This is a genomic window from Camelimonas abortus, from assembly GCF_042432745.1.
Taxonomy (GTDB): Bacteria; Pseudomonadota; Alphaproteobacteria; order Rhizobiales; family Beijerinckiaceae; genus Camelimonas; species Camelimonas abortus.
The window spans coordinates 2328831-2347023 of sequence record NZ_JBHLWR010000006.1 but is presented as its reverse complement, the minus strand read 5'-3'; the positions used below and the strand labels follow the sequence as shown (position 1 = coordinate 2347023).

Annotated in this window: 14 protein-coding genes; 6 read left to right on the top strand and 8 right to left on the bottom strand. The window is 69.0% G+C overall.

Translation table 11 applies throughout. The features are described 5' to 3' along the window. The first annotated feature begins 1 nt into the window (after position 1). The 3 genes from ACFFJB_RS12415 (at position 2) to ACFFJB_RS12405 (ending at position 4184) form a co-directional block, all read left to right on the top strand. Positions 2–688 (top strand): ABC transporter ATP-binding protein, encoded by a 687-nt coding sequence (locus ACFFJB_RS12415; protein ID WP_376831649.1) that lies wholly within the window; start codon positions 2–4, stop codon positions 686–688. Beyond that, positions 685–3255: an ABC transporter permease gene (locus ACFFJB_RS12410; RefSeq protein ID WP_376831648.1), complete on the top strand. Its 2571-nt coding sequence runs from the start codon at positions 685–687 to the stop codon at positions 3253–3255. The genes ACFFJB_RS12415 and ACFFJB_RS12410 overlap by 4 nt, the downstream gene beginning before the upstream one ends. Positions 3256–3401: 146 nt before the next feature. Then, positions 3402–4184 (top strand): Bax inhibitor-1/YccA family protein, encoded by a 783-nt coding sequence (locus ACFFJB_RS12405; RefSeq protein ID WP_376831647.1) that lies wholly within the window; start codon positions 3402–3404, stop codon positions 4182–4184. A 64-nt stretch (positions 4185–4248) separates the two neighbouring features. Here ACFFJB_RS12405 and ACFFJB_RS12400 read toward each other — a convergent pair whose 3' ends face one another. The 4 genes from ACFFJB_RS12400 to ACFFJB_RS12385 form a co-directional block, all read right to left on the bottom strand. Continuing rightward, the gene (locus tag ACFFJB_RS12400) at positions 4249–4683 is read right to left on the bottom strand and encodes a DUF2794 domain-containing protein (protein WP_376832689.1); all 435 of its coding nucleotides are present in this window, start codon (positions 4681–4683) and stop codon (positions 4249–4251) included. Positions 4684–5166: 483 nt separating this feature from the next. Then, entirely contained in the window at positions 5167–6276 is a 1110-nt protein-coding gene (gene leuB / locus ACFFJB_RS12395; RefSeq protein WP_376831646.1) for a 3-isopropylmalate dehydrogenase, read from the bottom strand. Between the two features lie 163 nt (positions 6277–6439). Beyond that, entirely contained in the window at positions 6440–8134 is a 1695-nt protein-coding gene (locus ACFFJB_RS12390; RefSeq protein ID WP_376831645.1) for an acyl-CoA dehydrogenase family protein, read from the bottom strand. A gap of 263 nt (positions 8135–8397) precedes the next feature. Beyond that, positions 8398–9315, bottom strand: a complete 918-nt coding sequence (locus tag ACFFJB_RS12385) for a DMT family transporter (protein ID WP_376831644.1) — start codon at positions 9313–9315, stop codon at positions 8398–8400. A gap of 161 nt (positions 9316–9476) precedes the next feature. Here ACFFJB_RS12385 and ACFFJB_RS12380 point away from each other — a divergent pair, with 161 nt between their 5' ends. Continuing rightward, positions 9477–10343 (top strand): YihY/virulence factor BrkB family protein, encoded by an 867-nt coding sequence (locus ACFFJB_RS12380; RefSeq protein ID WP_376831643.1) that lies wholly within the window; start codon positions 9477–9479, stop codon positions 10341–10343. A gap of 77 nt (positions 10344–10420) precedes the next feature. Here the strand turns inward: ACFFJB_RS12380 and ccrA are convergent, their stop codons facing one another. Then, complete coding sequence (ccrA, locus tag ACFFJB_RS12375) at positions 10421–11698, bottom strand: crotonyl-CoA carboxylase/reductase (protein ID WP_376831642.1); 1278 nt, start codon at positions 11696–11698, stop codon at positions 10421–10423. 329 nt (positions 11699–12027) lie between these two features. Here ccrA and ACFFJB_RS12370 point away from each other — a divergent pair, with 329 nt between their 5' ends. Then, the gene (locus ACFFJB_RS12370; protein WP_376831641.1) at positions 12028–14064 is read left to right on the top strand and encodes an ethylmalonyl-CoA mutase; all 2037 of its coding nucleotides are present in this window, start codon (positions 12028–12030) and stop codon (positions 14062–14064) included. Between the two features lie 101 nt (positions 14065–14165). Here ACFFJB_RS12370 and ppa read toward each other — a convergent pair whose 3' ends face one another. Together ppa and ACFFJB_RS12360 are read right to left on the bottom strand one after the other, a co-directional pair. Beyond that, positions 14166–14705, bottom strand: coding sequence for an inorganic diphosphatase (gene ppa / locus ACFFJB_RS12365; RefSeq protein WP_376831640.1), 540 nt, complete (start codon positions 14703–14705; stop codon positions 14166–14168). A 158-nt stretch (positions 14706–14863) separates the two neighbouring features. Further along, complete coding sequence (locus tag ACFFJB_RS12360; protein ID WP_376831639.1) at positions 14864–15385, bottom strand: GNAT family N-acetyltransferase; 522 nt, start codon at positions 15383–15385, stop codon at positions 14864–14866. 246 nt (positions 15386–15631) lie between these two features. On the opposite strand from ACFFJB_RS12360, the gene ACFFJB_RS12355 reads away from it, so the two are divergent. Further along, complete coding sequence (locus ACFFJB_RS12355; protein ID WP_376831638.1) at positions 15632–16354, top strand: protein tyrosine phosphatase family protein; 723 nt, start codon at positions 15632–15634, stop codon at positions 16352–16354. On the opposite strand, the gene ACFFJB_RS12350 is transcribed toward ACFFJB_RS12355, so the two are convergent. Then, positions 16316–18160 carry an ABC transporter ATP-binding protein gene (locus tag ACFFJB_RS12350; protein WP_376831637.1) on the bottom strand — a complete coding sequence of 615 codons (1845 nt, stop codon included), beginning with the start codon at positions 18158–18160 and terminating at the stop codon, positions 16316–16318. The genes ACFFJB_RS12355 and ACFFJB_RS12350 overlap by 39 nt on opposite strands. Positions 18161–18193: the final 33 nt, after the last annotated feature.

Below are 18193 nucleotides of genomic sequence, written 5' to 3'. Positions count from 1 at the left end.
CATGGCGGTCGAGCTGGAGGATGTGCATCTTTCCCTCGGTCGCGGCGCGGCGCGGGTGCATGTCCTGCGCGGCGTGTCTCTCAGTGCGCGACGGGGTGAAATCCTGGCTCTGACCGGTCCGTCCGGTTCAGGCAAGTCGACGTTGCTCATGGTGCTCGCCGGGCTGGAGCGGCCGGACAGCGGCCGCGTGCGCGTGGCGGGCGAAGACCTCACCGCCATGTCCGAGGATGAGCTGGCCCGCTTCCGGGGCCGCAACATCGGCGTCGTGTTCCAGTCGTTCCACCTCGTGCCGACCATGACGGCCCTGGAGAACGTGGCGCTGCCGCTGGAGCTGGCAGGCGAGCGCGACGCCTTCGACCGGGCGCGGGCCGAGCTGGCCGCCGTCGGCCTGGCGCAGCGCGCCGGTCACTACCCTTCCCAGCTTTCCGGCGGCGAACAGCAACGCGTGGCGGTGGCGCGGGCCATAGTCGCCAATCCGCCCCTGCTGGTGGCGGACGAGCCCACGGGAAATCTCGACGAAGCCACCGGCGCGGGCATCATCGACCTGCTGTTTTCGCTGCGTCGCGAGCGCGGGTCGACCCTGGTGATCGTCACCCATGACAGCAGCCTGGCGGCGCGCTGCGACCGGGTGACGCGCATCCGCTCCGGCCGCATCGAGGCGCCGCAGCTGGCGGGCGCACAGGCATGATGCTGCGGGGCTTCGCGGGCGCGTGGGCGCTCAACATCCGGCTGGCGCTGCGCGAGCTGCGCGGCGGCCTGCGCGGTTTCGGCGTGTTCCTCGGCTGCATCATCCTGGGCGTCGCCGCCATCGCCGCGGTGTCGAGCGTGTCGCGCGCCCTCACCGAAGGGCTGGCGCGCGAAGGGCGCGCCATTCTCGGCGGCGATCTCGCCGTCACTTTCGTGCAGCGCGAGCCGGATGCGACCGAACGCGCCTGGCTGGAGCGGCTTGGCCGCGGAACGGTTGTCGCCGGCATGCGCGCCATGGCCCGCGCCCCGAAAGGCGACGACGGGGACGCCGCCATGGTCGAGCTGAAGGCCGTGACCGGCGGCTATCCGCTCGTGGGCGCGCTGCGCTTCGAGCCGCCGCTCGATCTTGCTGACGCCCTTGCGGAGAAAAACGGCGTGCGCGGCGCCGTGGCGGAGCCCGCGCTGTTCGCCCGGCTGGACGTGCGGCCCGGTGACCGCATCCACATTGGCGACACGGAAGTCGAGCTGCGCGCCCGGCTGCTGGAGGAGCCGGACAAGCTGGGCGGCGGCTACGGCTTCGGTCCGCGCCTGATGGTGAGCCAGGACACGTTGCGCGCCAGCGGACTGCTGCAGCCGGGCAGTCTCGTGCGCTGGACGTGGCAGGTGCTGTCGCCGCCCGGCGCCAATGACGACGCGGCCCTGGCGGCGACCTTGCAGCGCATCCGGGAACAGTGGGACGGCTCAGGCTGGCAGGTGCGTTCCCGCCAGTCGGCTGCGCCGGAGTTCGAGCGCAATGTCGAGCGTTTCGCCCAGTTCTTGTCGCTGGTGGGGCTCACGGCCCTGCTGGTGGGGGGCGTCGGCGTCGCCAACGCCACGCGCGGCTTCATCGACCGGCAGCGGCGCAGCATCGCCACGCTGAAAACCCTAGGCGCGTCCGGCGGGCGCGTCGTCGCCATCTACCTCGCCCAGGTGATGCTGGTGGCGCTGGCGGGCGTCGTCGTCGGGCTGGCACTTGGCGCCATGGCGCCGTTCGCGGCCGTGTGGCTGGCGGGCGACCTGCTGCCCGTGCCCCTGGCCCCGACCCTTGCGGCGCGGGAGCTGGCCCTTGCCGCCGCTTACGGTCTCGTGACGGCCTTCGTCTTCGCCATCGCGCCGCTGGGACGGGCCCGCGACGTGCCGGCCACCGCCCTGTTTCGCGACGTGGACGGGGAGGAGCGTCGCCGCGTGCGGCCGCGGTATCTGGCGGCCATGCTCGCCGGCCTCGCCGTGCTGGCCGCCATTGCGATCGGCGCGTCGTTCGACCGGCGGCTGGCCACGGCGTTCGTCGTGGGGGCCCTGCTTGCCTTCCTGCTGTTGCGGGGGGTGGCGCTGGGGCTGATGGCGCTGGCGCGGCGGCTTCCACGTCCGCGCCGGGCCGCGCCGCGGCTGGCGCTGGCCAATGTCCACCGGGAAGGCGCGCTGACGCCGTCGCTGGTGCTTTCGGTGGGTCTTGGCGTCACCCTGCTGGTGACGCTGACGCTGGTGCAGACCAATATCCGCGACCAGCTCGCCCGCTCGACGGCCGGCGCGGCGCCGGACTTCTTTTTCGTCGACATCCCGTCGGCGCGCGTTCCGGAGTTCCGGGAGCTGGTGCAGAAACTGGCGCCGGGCGCGACGTTCGAGCGGGCGCCGATGATGCGCGGCCGCATCGTTTCGGTGAACGGGCGGCCGGCGGACCAGCTGAAGGTTCCCCAGGACGTGGCGTGGGTGCTGGACGGCGACCGCGGCGTCACCTTCTCGGAGAAGCCGCCGGAAAACGCGCGCATCGTTCGCGGCGCGTGGTGGCCCGCGGACTATGCGGGGCCGCCGCTGGTCTCCCTGGAGCAGCGCGTGGCGCGCGGCCTTGGCGTCGATGTGGGCGGCGAGATCGTCATCAACGTCATGGGGCGGGAGATCCGCGCCCGGGTGGCCAGCCTGCGCGCCGTGGAGTGGCGCACCCTCGGGATCAATTTCGTCATGGTGTTCTCGCCCAACGCCTTCAGGGGCGCGCCCCATACCGCCCTGGCCACGCTGCGCCTGCCGCCGGACGCGCCGTCCGGGACCGCGGACCGGATCGTGCGCGAAAGCGCCCGCATTTTCCCGATGGTCTCCTCCCTGCGGGTCAGGGAGGCGCTGGACGCGGTGGAGGACATCGTCGGCAAGCTCTCCCTGGCCATCGGCGGGGCGGGCGTGGTGTCGCTGGCGGCGAGCGTGCTGGTGCTGGCCGGCGCCCTGGCGGCGGGACAGCGCGCCCGGCTTTACGACGCGCTCATCCTCAAGACCCTGGGCGCGACCCGTGGGCGGCTGCTTCTGGCTTATGCGCTGGAATATGGCGGGCTCGCGCTGGTGACCAGCGTTTTTGGCCTGCTGGCCGGCGTCGTGGCGGCGTGGTTCGTGGTGACCGGCCCCATGCGCCTGCAGTTCACGCTGGGCTGGCCTGAACCGCTGCTTGTCATCGCCGTCGCGGTGATCGCCGTCACCGTGCTGGGGCTCGCCGGCACGTGGCGCATTCTCGGCCAGTCGCCGGCGCGGCGCCTGCGCGCGGTCTGAAGGGGCCGGCGCGCGCCGGCAGTATTCCTGGATGGACGTTAACTTCCGCTCTTGTATTATCGTCCGGGGACGACCACCTGTATTGCCGGTACGCACGGACGGACCGGCGGGCGGTGGCGTCCGTACAGCAGAATTCGAGGGGTCTGATGTCGAACTGGAACCGTGGCGCTCCTGAGATTAACCGGGGGTATGCCCAGACCGGGACTGTAGCGCTCGATCAGGGCCTGCGGTCCTACATGCTTGGGGTCTACAACCATATGGTTGTGGGTCTCGCCATCACCGGCCTCGTCGCCATTGGCGTCTACATGCTGGCGGTGACGGCCGACCCGTCGCAGGCGGTGGCGCGCGCCGGTTCGCTGATGCTGACCAGCATCGGCTACGGCCTGTTCGTCAGCCCGCTGAAATGGGTGGTCATTCTTGCGCCGCTGGCGTTTGTCTTCTTCCTTGGCGCGCGCATGGACCGGATGCAGGCGTCCACCGCGCTCGGGCTGTTTTACGCCTTCGCGGGCCTGATGGGCCTGTCGCTGTCGTCGGTGTTCCTTGTATACACCCACGCGTCCATCGCCCGGGTGTTCTTCATCACGGCGGCGGCTTTCGGCGGTCTCAGCCTCTACGGCTACACCACGAAGCGTGACCTGTCGGCTTTCGGCACCTTCCTCGTGATGGGCCTGATCGGCGTCGTCATCGCCTCGCTGGTCAACCTGTTCCTGCAGTCGAGCGCGTTCCAGCTTGCGATCTCGGTCGTGGGCGTGCTGGTGTTCTCCGGCCTGACCGCCTGGGATACGCAGCGCATCAAGGAGATGTACTACGAGGCCGACGGTTATGAGACGGCCGCCAAGAAGTCCATTCTCGGCGCGCTGATGCTCTACCTCGACTTCATCAACCTGTTCACGATGCTGCTGCAGCTGTTCGGCTCGCGCAACGACTGACAGGCGCGTCCGGCGCCGCATGGCGCGGAACGCAGCAGGCCCCGGTTTCCCGGGGCCTTTTTCTTTATCCCTTCACCAGCCTGAGCGGCCTGTCGATCACCGCCAGAACGCGCTTCAGGTCGTTGCCGCGTTTCAGGATGCGTCCGTCCGCTTCGCTGACGCTCCAGGCCCCCTGGCGCCGCTCCAGCCGCGGGCATTTCACCACGGCGTACAGCGGGGCCTCCGACGTGCGCCGGAAGATCGAGAACACGGCGCGGTCCTTCTGGAAGTCAATGGCGTAGTCCCGCCAGGCGCCGGTCGCGACGTGCCTGCCATACAGGTCCAGCAGCGCGTTCAGCTCGAGGCGGCTGAAGCTCACCTGCGGCGCGCCCGCGGCCGGCGGGGCGGCTCCGGCGGGCGCTGGCGCCGCACGCGCGCGCGGAAGCACGATCACCGCCGCCGGAGCGCGTCCGGCGGGTTGCAGCTGACTGTCATCATCACGCGGATCAGCTCCGGTCATCACCCCGTCCAGCCCGTTGAAACGCAGCGCCACGGCATGGGCTGCTCCGGTCGCCAGTCTGACGTCAAACGTGGCGGAGGTAAACAGGAGCGGGCGCCTGGCGGGGTGCGGGCGTGCGCCGGACCGGCTGGTGATTGATAGTTATAACAGTATACCATGACAACAATTATGTTGTATTTCGTAAATACGATGTCATAATAGACTGGTGTAATGGTAATTCAACTGAATGTTATTTAGATATCGTCGCAACGACACGATTTGGCCTTGCGCCTGCCGTAAAGGTAGTGGAAATAACATGCCGTCCCGGCGGTCCCGCGGATGCGCCCGGGTTTATCAGCCCCCCAGCCCCACCGGGCGTTATCCGCAGGACCGTCGGGCGACAAAAAAACAGGGCCAGCATTGCTGGCCCTGTTTTTGTTCGCGCGGGAGCGTCCGTCTCCGGTCGCCCGCGCCGCCGCCATGGCGGGCGCGGGCGGCTTCGCCTCAGGAGAGCTTCTCCAGCTCGGCGACGATGGCGTCGCCCATGCCGGAGGTCGAGACCACATTGGCGCCCGGGCCGGCGATGTCGCGGGTGCGCAGGCCGGCGGCCAGCACGTTGGCGATGGCCTGGTCCAGCCGGTCCGCCGCCTCGCCGAGGCCGAACGAATAGCGCAGCGCCATGCCCAGCGAGCCGATCATGGCGATCGGGTTGGCGAGGCCCTGGCCGGCGATGTCCGGGGCGGAGCCGTGCACCGGCTCGTAGAGCGCCTTGCGCTTGCCGGTCACCGGATCTTCCGCGCCCAGCGAGGCGGAGGGCAGCATGCCCAGCGAGCCGGTGAGCATGGCGGCGACGTCGGAGAGAATGTCGCCGAACAGGTTGTCGGTGACGATCACGTCGAACTGGCGCGGATTGCGCACCAGCTGCATGGCGCAGTTGTCGGCCAGCACGTGCTCCAGCGCCGCTTCCGGATATTCCTCGCGGTGGACGCGGGTCACCACCTCGTGCCACAGCACGCCGGTGCGCATCACGTTGCGTTTCTCCGCCGAGGCGACGCGGTTGCGCCGCCTGGCGGCGAGATCGAAGGCGACGCGGGCGATGCGCTCGATCTCGTGGGTGTGATAGAGCTGGGTGTCCACGGCGCGCTTCTCGCCGTTCTCCAGCGTCACGATCTCTTTCGGCTCGCCGAAATACACGCCGCCGGTCAGCTCGCGCACGATCATGATGTCGAGGCCTTCCACCAGCTCGCGCTTGAGCGAGGAGGCGTCGGCCAGCGCCGGGTAGCAGATCGCCGGACGCAGGTTGGCGAACAGGCCGAGATCCTTGCGCAGGCGCAGCAGTCCCGCCTCCGGACGGACTTCATAGGGCACGTTGTCCCACTTGGGGCCGCCGACGGCGCCGAACAGCACCGCGTCCGCCGCCTGGGCGCGCGCCATAGCTTCTTCCGTGATGGCGACGCCGTGTGCGTCATAGGCGCAGCCGCCGACCAGATCCTTTTCGATCTCGAATTTGGCGACGCCCGCGCGGTCAAACCAGCGGACGAGCTTTTCGACTTCAAGGTTGACTTCCGGACCGATGCCGTCGCCAGGAAGCAGGAGAAGGTTGAACGATGCCATGGACGCCTCTCACGGGATATGGTCACGCCGGGTTTAGGCCCTGCGCGCGGCCGCTGGCAAGGTCTCCGTGACGGCAGGGCGCGTCCCGGGGGGCGGAGCGGGCGCACAAAAAGGGGGAGGCGGGCGCATGCCCGCCTCCCCGCGTCCACGATCGCAGGACCGGTCAGTTGCCGCCTTCCACCAGACGGCGGGCGATGACCTGGGCCTGGATCTCCGCCGCGCCCTCGAAGATCGAGAGAATGCGGGCGTCGCACAGCAGGCGGCTCGCGGCGTACTCCAGCGCGAAGCCGTTGCCGCCGTGGATCTGCACGGCGTTGTCGGCGTTCGACCACGCGATGCGGGCGGCGAGCAGCTTGGCCATGCCGGCCTCCAGGTCGCAGCGCTTGCCCTGGTCCTTGGCGCGGGCCGCGAAATAGGTGAGCTGGCGGGCGATCATCAGCTCTGCGGCCATCATCGCCAGCTTGTCGGAGACGCGCGGGAAGCTGATGATCGGCTTGGCGAACTGGATGCGTTCCTGGGCGTAGCGCAGGCCAACCTCCAGCGCCGCCTGGGCCACGCCCACGGCGCGCGCCGCCGTCTGGATGCGGGCCGCCTCGAAGGTCTGCATCAGCTGGCGGAAGCCTTCGCCCTCGACGCCGCCGAGCAGGTTCGACGCCTTCACCTTGAATCCGTCGAAGGCCAGCTCGTACTCTTTCATGCCGCGATAGCCGAGCACCTCGATCTCGCTGCCGGTGAGACCCTCGACCGGGAACGGATTGGCGTCATCGCCGCGCGGCTTCTCGGCCAGCAGGATGGAGAGGCCGCGGTAGCCAGGCACGTCAGGCTTCGTGCGCACCAGCATGGTCATCAGGTCGGCGCGGACCGGATGGGTGATCCAGGTCTTGTTGCCATAGACCTTCCACACGGCGTTCTCGCCCTCGCCCTCCCTGACGGCGCGGGTGCGCAGCGAGGCGAGGTCGGAGCCGGTGTTGGGCTCGGTGAACACCGCGGTGGGCAGGATCTCGCCCGAGGCGATCTTCGGCAGCCAGTACTGTTTCTGCTCCTCGGTGCCGCCGCCGAGAATCAGCTCCGCGGCGATCTCCGAGCGGGTGCCGAGCGAGCCGACGCCGATATAGGCGCGGGAGAGCTCCTCCGAGACCACGCACATGGAGACCTTGGAGAGACCCATGCCGCCGTACTGCTCGGGAATGGTGAGGCCGAACACGCCCAGCTGGGCCATGCCGGCGATCACCTCCAGCGGGATGTACTGGTTCCTGAGGTGCCATTCATGGGCGTAAGGAACGACCTCGGCGTCGGCGAAGCGCTTCATCTCGGAGCGGATCGCCTCCAGCGTGTCGTCCAGGCCGGTGGCGCCGATGCTGGAGCCGCCGTCCATGTCCTTCATCAGCGTGACGAGGCGCAGGCGCGCGGCCGGCGTGTTGCCGGTGGCGATGATCTCGTCGATCGCCGCCGTGCGCAGGCCCGCCGCGGTCGCGGCGTCGAGCCCGAGATCGGCGAGGCGCACGATCTCGTTCTGGCTCATCGGGATGCCGCCGAAAATCTGCGCCGTGTACTCGCCCACGGCGATCAGCAGCAGCAGATGCTCGACCTCGCCGAACTTGCCCTCGTCCGCAAGGCGCTGCGCCCAGCCGGCGGCCTCGCGCACGCCGGTGACATAGGTGGCGAGCCACGACAGGCCGTGGGCGGCGTGCTGTTCGGCGTCAACAAGCGCGGCGGACGGCTTGCCGTTCTCCGAGACGCGCTCCCGCACGGCGGCGGTCGCTGCGGCGAGCAGCGTCTCCAGGTCGCCGGCGACGCGGCTGACGAGCGCGATCGTATCTGACGCGGCGGGAAGGGTGGCGGTCGCCACTTGGCTCATAACGCAGTATCCTCTTTGCGCGTCCGCCCTTGCGGCGGCGCGGACAGTCAGCTCGGGAAAGGCGCGCGCCTTCCGGGGCGACGACGCCCGCCAGCGGCGCGGGCGACGGACCGGGGGCGCAGGGAAGCGCCTGACGTGGAGGCGACAATTCGGCGACCGCCGCGTCGCCGCGGGCGGCGTGCGCGGCGCGGGCGCCGATTGTTGTTGGCACAATAACCAACGCGGGCACCCAGGCAATCTCGATATCAGTCGATATCGCGCGCTCATGGTCGCGTCCCGCGGGCCGGCGGTCCGGCGACCGGCCGCGCCTGCCCCAGGCTGGTCAGCCATACGCCCGCCACCGCGACCGCCATGCCAAGGATCTGCACTGGCGCCAGGCGCTCGTCAAAGGCCAGCCATGTCATGGCCGCGGCCACCACCGGGATGAGATAAAACAGCGATGACATGGCCGACACCGGCATGCGGCGCAGCAGCCACAGCATCAGCAGGATGCCGGCGGCGGATGTGCCCAGCACCGACCAGGACATCGCCAGCCAGAGTTCGCCCGAGCCGTCAAACGTCAGGTCCTCCAGCAGCAGCGCCAGCGGCGCGGTGAACAGGAAGGCGGCGAGGAACTGGACGGCGACGCTCACCCGCAGGTCGCCGGTCTGGCCGGTGCGCTTCTGCCACACGGTGCCGAGCGAAATGGCGACCAGCCCCAGAAAGGCGGCGGCGACCGGCGCGGGCGGCAGCGCGTCCTCGCCGGAGACACGCGGCGCCAGCACCAGCGCCGCCCCGGCGAGGCCGGCCAGCAGGCCAAGCCACATGCGCGCCGTCACCCGTTCGCCGAGCAACGGGCCCGCGAGCATGCCGGTCAGCAGCGGCTGCAGCGCCAGAACCAGCGAACATACCCCCGCCGGCAGGCCCTGGCGCACGCTCCAGAACACCGTCGCCAGCATCACCCCCTGCAGCAGCACGCCGGCGACGGCGATGTTGAGCCACTCGCGCAGGCTCGATGGCCACGGCGCCTGCGCCAGCCAGGCGATGGCCGCCATCACTCCGGCGGTGGCCGCGAAGCGCACGGTGAGAAAGGTGAGCGGTTCGGCGTGGGGCGCGACGTAACGGGCTACAAGATAGCCGCTCGCCAGGATAACGATGAGAGCGGCGGCGGCGACGCGGGTCGCCAGGGCGGCGTTGGGCATCAATGGGGTTTCCTGCCTTGACGTGTTATTGCCGGACCGGGCCGGGAGCGCCTATTGGTCTGACGTTTCGCCGGCGATTGCAATCGTGACGGCGGGCGTCGCCTTCCGGCGCGGCCGGCGCCATGATGGGGCGTCTCTGGCCGCCGCGCCGCGAGACGCGCATGCAGGAAAGGAGGAGCGCCATCGCTGCGATCATCCGCATATCCGCCGCCACTGTGAAACGCTTCCTGGACCACGACGGCTGGGCGCTGGCCAGCCATATCGCCATGTCCATCCTTATGGCGCTGTTTCCCTTCATCATCGTGGTGGCGTCGCTGGCCAGCATGATCGGCGCCGCGGATCTGGGAGACCGCGCCGCCGGGCTGCTGTTCGATGTGTGGCCGGCGGACATCGCCGCGCCGCTGGCGCGCGAGATCCGTACGGTGCTCTCGGGCGCGCGCAGCAGCACGCTGACGCTGGGCGCGCTGTTCGCGCTCTATTTCGCCTCCAACGGCATCGAGGCGCTGCGGGTCGGGCTGAACCGGGCCTATGGCGCCTATGAGTGGCGGGCGTGGTACTGGACGCGGCTGGAATCGATCATGTACGTGCTGCTCGGCGCCGCCGGCCTGATGATCTTCGCCGTGCTGGTGGTGCTCTGGCCCGCGCTGTGGAACGCCGTCATGGCCTGGTTCCCGGCGGTGAAGGAGCAGCTGCAGCCGCTGCGTTTCCTCGTCAGCGTCGTCCGTTACGGCGTCGCCGGCGTGGTGATCTTCGTGGTGCTGCTGGCGGCCCACCTGCTGGTCGCGGCCGGACGGCGCAGCTTCCGCCAGGTCCTGCCCGGCATCCTGCTCACCATCGTCGCCTGGTTCGTCGGCGGCGCGGTGTTCGGAGCCTATATCGCCGATTTTGGCCAGCGCGGTTACGTCACCACCTATGCGGGTCTCGCCTCGGTGGCCATCGCCCTGGTGTTTCTCTACGTGCTGGGCGCGATTTTCCTGATCGGCGGAGAGTTCAACGCCGTCCTGCTGGATGAAGCTGAAAAGGCGTAGCCGGAAACAGTGACGGCGGCGCGCCCTCTGCGCGCCGCCGTCCCGCGGAGCCAGGTTTCAGGCCCGTTTGGCGAGCCTCAGCCGCCGCGGCTCGCCTCAATGACGTCATGCAGGTTGCGCAGGCCCGGGCGCGGCGAATTCACCAGCACGGCCATGTTGCCCGGCTTGTGCCGGTTCTGCCACATCTTCATGTGGGCTTCCGGGATGTCGCTCCACGGGAATACCTCGGACATGCACGGATCAATGCGGCGGTCGAGCACGAACTGGTTGGCCGCCGACGCCTGCTTGAGGTGGGCGAAGTGCGAGCCCTGGATGCGCTTCTGCCGCATCCAGACGTAGCGGGCGTCGAAGGTGAGGTTGTAGCCCGAGGTGCCGGCGCAGAACACCACCATGCCGCCGCGCCTGGCCACCAGCGCCGAGACCGGGAAGGTGGCCTCGCCCGGATGCTCGAAGACAATGTCCACGTCCTTCTTGCCCGTGATGTCCCAGATCGCCTTGCCGAAGGCGCGGGCGTTCTTGAGCCACGCGTTGTACTCCGGCGTGTTGACCTTGGGCATCTGGCCCCAGCAGTCGAAATCCTTGCGGTTGATCACGCCCTTGGCGCCGAGCTGCATGACGTAGTCGCGCTTGGACTCGTCCGAGATGACGCCGATGGCGTTGGCGCCTGAGGCGGCGCACAGCTGCACGCCGAACACGCCGAGACCGCCGGACGCGCCCCACACCAGCACGTTGTCGCCCGGCTTCACCGTGTGCGGCGGATGGCCGAACAGCATGCGGTAGGCGGTGGCGAGCGTCAGGGTGTAGCAGGCCGACTCCTCCCAGGTGAGGTGGCGCGGCTTCTCCATCAGCTGGCGGGACTGGACGCGGCAGAACTGGGCGAAGGAGCCGTCCGGCGTCTCGTAGCCCCAGATGCGCTGGGAGGGCGAGAACATCGGGTCGCCGCCGTTGCACTCCTCGTCGTCGCCGTCGTCCTGGTTGCAGTGCACCACGACCTCGTCGCCGACCTTCCAGCGCTTCACCTTGCTGCCGACGGCCCAGACGACGCCGGCGGCGTCCGAGCCGGCGATGTGATAGGGGTGCTTGTGCGCGTCGAGCACCGAGATCGGCTCGCCCAGCGCCGCCCAGACGCCGTTGTAGTTCACGCCGGCGGCCATGACGTAGATCAGCACCTCGTCCTCGCCGATCGTCCAGGTGGGCACGGTCTCCAGCTGCATCGCCTTGTCAGGCGGGCCATGCCGGTCCTTGCGCACCACCCACGCCGGCATTTCCGCGGGAACGTGTCCGAGAGGCGGCACCTCGCCCATGCGGTACAGATTCTTCTGTTCTCCACTGGAGAGCTGCTGAACGGCGGTCATGATGAAGGTTCCACTCAAGGGCTTCCGGTCGCTCCCGGAAGCGTGACAAAGAAACGCGGCGCGCGGCGACCGGGCCGGCGGCGCCTGACAAGGGGTGCTGCAGACAGCAGGCGGCGCGTGCTCCTGGAGATATAGACGTGCGGCAGGGGGGCAGGAAGTTGGCCAAAAGTTTGATGACATCGCCTCCCGTCACGGAAGACGTTCCGGTCCGTTGCGAGTAAATTGGCGCCCGTCACATGTGCCCCGGTCATGCGCCGGGGCGTCGGTTATGTCCGCGGCGCGCCGGGCCGGCAGGCTCCCGCGCCGGGACTGGCAGAACGGGCGGCTTGATGAACGCACAGGACACGCACGCCACGACAGGCGAAGGGACAGGCGCGGACGCCGGCAGGACGGCGTCGCGGGACAAACCCTGGATTTTCCGCACCTACGCCGGCCATTCGACGGCGGCGGAATCGAACAGGCTTTACCGCAGCAATCTGGCCAGGGGACAGACCGGCCTTTCCGTTGCGTTCGACCTGCCGACCCAGACCGGTTATGACCCGGACCACGAGCTGGCGCGCGGCGAGGTCGGCAAGGTCGGCGTGACCATTTCGCACATCGGCGACATGCGCGCCCTGTTCGACGGCATTCCGCTGGCGACGATGAACACCTCGATGACCATCAACGCCACGGCCGCCTGGCTGCTGGCGCTGTATGTCGCCGTGGCGGAGGAGCAGGGCGCCTCCCGCGTGTCGCTGACGGGCACCACCCAGAACGACATCATCAAGGAATACCTGTCCCGCGGCACCTATATCTTCCCGCCGGCGCCCTCGATGCGGCTGATCAAGGACGTGGCGCTGTTCACCACGCGGGAGATGCCGAAGTGGAACCCGATGAACGTCTGCTCCTATCACCTGCAGGAGGCGGGAGCGACGCCGGTCCAGGAGCTCTCCTACGCGCTGGCCACCGCCATCGCCGTGCTGGACACGGTGAAAGCCTCGGGCGAGGTCGATGAGGAAGGCTTTGGCAAGGTGGTCGGCCGCATCTCGTTCTTCGTCAACGCGGGCCTGCGCTTCATCACCGAGATGTGCAAGATGCGGGCCTTCGTCGAGCTGTGGGACGAGATCTGCACCGGGCGTTACGGCATTACCGACCCGCGCCAGAAACTGTTCCGCTACGGCGTGCAGGTGAATTCGCTCGGGCTCACCGAGCCGCAGCCGGAGAACAACGTCTACCGCATTCTCATCGAGATGCTGGCGGTGGTGCTCTCCAAAAAGGCCCGCGCCCGCGCCGTGCAGCTGCCTGCCTGGAACGAGGCGCTCGGCCTGCCGCGCGCCTGGGACCAGCAGTGGTCGATCCGCATGCAGCAGATCATGGCCTATGAGACCGACCTGCTGGAGTATGGCGACATTTTCGACGGCTCCGTCGAGATCACCCGCAAGGTGGAGGAGCTGAAGGCCGCCGCCCGCGAGGAGCTGGCGCGCATCGACGCCATGGGCGGCGCCATCGCCGCCGTCGAGAACGGCTTCATGAAGCAGGCGCTGGTGGAGGCCAACGCCCGCCGTCTCGCCGCCATCGAGGACGGCTCGCTGGTGGTGGTGGGCGTCAACCGCTGGACGGAGAGCGAGCCCTCGCCGCTGCTCTCGGGCGAAGGCGCCATCCTCACCGTGCCGGAGACGGTGGAGATGGAGGCGGTGGCCAGCATCCGGACCTGGCGGGCGAAGCGCGACCAGGCGGCGGTGGACGCCGCGCTCGCCGCGCTGGCCAGCGCGGCGCGCGAAGGCCGCAACATCATGGAGCCCTCCATCGCCTGCGCCAGGGCGGGCGTCACTACCGGCGAATGGGGCCAGACGCTGCGCGAGATTTTCGGCGAGTACCGGGCGCCGACCGGCGTCTCGGTCGAAACGAAGTCGCCGCAGACCGGCCGCGAGGTGCGGCTGCTGGTGGCCGACCTGGCCGAAAAGCTTGGCGGTCCGCCCCGGCTGGTCGTCGGCAAGCCCGGCCTTGACGGTCACTCCAACGGCGCCGAGCAGGTGGCCCTGCGCGCCCGCGACGTCGGCATGGACGTCACTTACAACGGCATCCGCCAGACGCCGGCGGACATCGTGCGCCAGGCGCGGGAGAAGGACGCCCACGTCATCGGCCTGTCGATTCTCTCCGGCTCGCACGTGCCGCTGGTGCGGGAGGTGATGGCGCAGCTGCGGGCGGAGGGGCTCGATCACATTCCCGTGGTGGTCGGCGGCATCATTCCGCCGGAGGACGCGCTGGTGCTGAAGAACATCGGCGTGCGCGAGATCTATACGCCGAAAGACTACGCCCTTGACGAGGTGATGAAGGGCATCGTCCGCGTGGTGGAGCGCTCCCTGCAGGCGCGCGCCTCCGCGTGAACGGCGCGGCTTCGCCGGGCAGCGCGCGGTGAAAGAGAAAAGCGCCCGGGCGCGGGCGCTTTTCCTGTCTTGCGGGTCAGCCGCCGGCGCCGGCGTTCCGCTCAGCCCTGCTTTTCGCGGGCGGCGCGGGCGATGGCGTCGGCGATGTACTGGCGGGCCTCGTCGGCGTCGCCCCAGCCCTTCAGCTTCACCCACTTGCCGGCTTCGAGGTCCTTGTAGTGGAGGAAGAAGTGCTCGATCTGCCGCAGCGTGATCTCGGGCAGGTCGGTGTAGGTCTCGACCTTCTCGTAACGGCGGGTCAGCTTGGTGGAGGGCACCGCGATGATCTTCTCGTCGCCGCCGCCGTCATCCTCCATTTTCAGCACGCCGATCGGGCGGCAGTTCATCATGGCGCCGGGAACGATCGGGCGGGTGTTGGCGATGAGCACGTCGATCGGATCGCCGTCCTCCGAGAGCGTGTGAGGCACGAAGCCGTAGTTCCCCGGATAGCGCATCGGCGTGTAAAGGAAGCGGTCGACCTTCAGGATCTGCGCATCCTTGTCCATTTCGTACTTGATCGGCTCGCCGCCAAGCGGAACCTCGATGATCACATTGATGTCGTGAGGCGGGTTCTTGCCGATCGGGATCGCGTCAAGGCGCATGCTGTTTTCCGCTAAATGCCGTGGGAGAAAACCGGACCGCTCGGGTCCAGGACGCCGCCTGTTTAGGTCCGATCTGGTCTAACCACAAGTCGCGCGCACAAAATTCCTTGCCGGCGGCGCCGGCGCGTCCGCGCGTCGCCGCGGGCCGGGACCGGCGCTCAGCTGAACGCATAGGCGGTGCTGTCATAGGCGACGCCGCCGACATGCAGCGCCGAACGCGTCAGGGGCGTTCCGCCCATGCTGGCGTAAAAGGACCGTCCGCGTTCGTTGGCGTCGAGGCACCACACGACGGCGCCGCGCAGCTTGCGGCTGGCGAGGTCGTTGCGGGCGGCGCGAAACAGCTTGCGACCGAGGCCGAGCCCATGAAACACCGGCGCGAGATAGATGGCGTCGATCTCGCCCTGATACGGCAGCGAGGGATTGCGGTTCGCCCCGTAGATCACGTAGCCGCCCACCTCCTCGCCCACGTCGAGCACCAGCATGCGCCTGGCGCCTTCCCGCCGGCTGCGGATGGCGAATTCGCTCCACCACCGTGGTCCGCGGCGGCTGATGAGGCGCTCGAGGGTCACGCCCGGCAGAATGCCCTGGTAGGCTTCGCGCCATGAAGCGTCATGCACGCGCGTCAGGGCGACTGCGTCATCGGGGCGCGCGCGGCGAATGCTGACCACAAGTTCTCGCATGGCGACCATCCGGGGGCTGTCATATGGCTGCGCCAGCCACGATGATACGCGTCTCACCGTAAATGACCTATCGCACGCCCGCCTGGAAATATTGTCAATTGCGGGCGGCGATTGCGGCGCGGCGCGTCCCGCGGCCGGCCGCGCCGCCGGCAGGGGAGCGTCCTTGGGCGCGCCATTTGGGAATATGACGCCGGTCTGCTAGAGAGCACGCTCTGTGTTCGCCCTGCGGATCAATCAGGAAAACAGATGGGTTTCTGGCGTCGGCCGGATGAGGTCCGGTATGCGCGGCGTATGGCGCGGATTGCGCGGTGGGACCGGCCTCTGCAGGGGCGGGGCGACCGCCTGCGCGCCTGGGCCAACATGCTGCTGGCGGACCATGGCGTCTTCCGCGTCGCCTATCTCAACCTGTTTCAGGTGACGCCGCAGTTCTGGCGCTCCGCCCAGCCGACGCCCAACCAGATCGACCGGCTGGCGCGGCGCGGCCTGCGCACCGTCATCAACCTGCGCGGCGGGCGGGAGCATGGCGCCTGGCCGCTTGAGCGCGAAGCCTGCGAGCGCAATGGCGTGAAACTGGTGGAGTTCGTGGTGCGCTCCCGCGAGGCCCCTTCGCGCGAGACCATTCACGAGGCGCGGGAATTCTTCCGGCAGCTGGAATATCCGGCGCTCGCCCACTGCAAGTCCGGCGCCGACCGGGCGGGCATGATGTCCGCCCTCTATCTGATCCTGCACGAAAACCGCCCGGTGCGGGAGGCGATGCGCCAGCTGTCCTGGCGTTACGGCCACTTCCGCTTCGCCCGCACCGGCGTGCTCGACGCCTTCTTCGAGGCCTATCTGCGCGAGGGCGAGGCGAACGGGCTCGACTTCCTCACCTGGGTCGACACCGTCTATGATCCGGAGGCGGTGAAGCGCAATTTCCGGCCGGGCTTCCTGTCAGACCTGCTTGTCGACCGCATTATCCGCCGCGAGTAGCGCGCCGGCGTCCGGCCGCGCCGCCGGCGCGCCGTCGTCCGCCAGCTGCATGCGGCACAGCCGGGCGTAAAGGCCGCCGCGCTCCAGCAGCGCGGCGTGCACGCCGGTTTCGACGACACGCCCGCCGTCCATGACCACGATCTGGTCCGCGTCGCGGACGGTGGCGAGGCGGTGGGCGATCACCAGCGTGGTGCGCCCCTTCATCAGCCGGGCCAGGGCCGTCTGCACGATCTGTTCGCTTTCGGCGTCAAGCGCGCTGGTGGCTTCATCCAGCAGCAGGATCGGCGCGTCCTTGAGGATGGCGCGGGCCAGCGACACGCGCTGGCGTTCGCCGCCGGAAAGACGCGAGCCGCCATGGCCGACGCGGGTGTCGTAGCCCTCCGGCAGGCGCATGATGAAGTCATGGGCGGCTGCGGCCCTGGCCGCCTCGCGGATTTCCCCGTCCGTGGCGCCGGGGCGGCCAAAGGCGATATTGGCGCGCACGGTGTCGTCGAACAGCACCACCTCCTGGCTCACCACGGCGATCTGGCGGCGCAGTGAATCCAGCGTCGCCTCCCGCACGTCCATGCCGTCGACGCGCACCGCTCCGCTGGTGACGTCATAGAGACGCGGCGCCAGCGCCAGCAGCGTCGACTTGCCGGAGCCTGAGCGGCCCACCAAAGCCGTCACCGAGCCCGGCGCCGCGCGCAGGCTGACGTCGTCCAGCGCCGCCGTCTTGCCGTCATAGCTGAAGCTGACGTGGTCAAAGACGATCTCGCCTTTCGTCACCACCAGCGGCTTTGCGTCCGGCCGGTCGACGATGGTCGGGGCGCGGTCGAGAATGCGGTAATAGCGGGTGAGGGCGGCCATGGCCTCCTGGATGATGGCGTTCAGGTTGCCGAGCGAGCGCATGGGCTGGGCCGCCAGCAGCAGCGCGGTGACGAAGCCGGTGAACTCGCCGACCGAGCTCTCGCCGCTGGCGATGCGCAGGCCGATCAGCACCAGCACGCCCGCCACGGCGACGCCGCCGCCCACTTCCAGCAGCGGGTCAAGCCGGCCCCGGGCGTTGGCGGCCTTCATCTTCAGCCGGCGCACTTCGTCAAAGGCTTTCCACGCCCGCTCCTTCAGATAGCTCTCCAGACGGAAGGTCTTGGCGACCCGCGCGCCGCCAAGGCTTTCCGACACCAGCCCGGCCATGGCGCCGATCTGCTCCTGGGTGGAGTTGGCGACCCGGCGCAGCTTCTTGCCGATGCGCCCGATGGGGATGGCGGCGAACGGCGCCACCACGCCGGCGACGATGGTCAGCACCGGGTCGATCCACAGCATCGCCACCACCAGGGCGATGATCTGCGCGAGGTCGCGCAGGAACACCGTGGAGATGCGGGTGAGCGCCTCCTTGATGAAGGCGAAGTCGGTGGTGAATCGCTGGGTCAGGGCCGCGGGGCTTTCCTCGTCCAGCTGGGCGAGGTCGGCGTCGATGAGATGGGCGTAGAGCTCCGTCTGCATGTCCGCCTCGATCTGCGTCACCACCCGGTTGGTGAGAACGGTCTGGGCGAGCAGGGCGAAGCCGCGCGCCGAGGTGACGGCGATGACGAACAGCGGCGCATACAGGATGACCTGCGTGTCCCGGCTGGCGAAGGCGTCGAAGGCGTGCTTGATCAGCACCGGGTAGAGGCCTGTGGCGCCGGCCACCAGCGCGATGCAGGCCAGCACCACGGCGAGCGTGCGCCAGTGCTGGCGCATCTGCGTGCGCCACAGCCGTTTCAGCGCCGGCGCGGTGTCGCCGCCGACCGGCAGGCGCACGAGGTCTTTGAGGTTCTTGCTCATCGGCTGTGGTCGCTAGCACGGCGCGGGACGCCC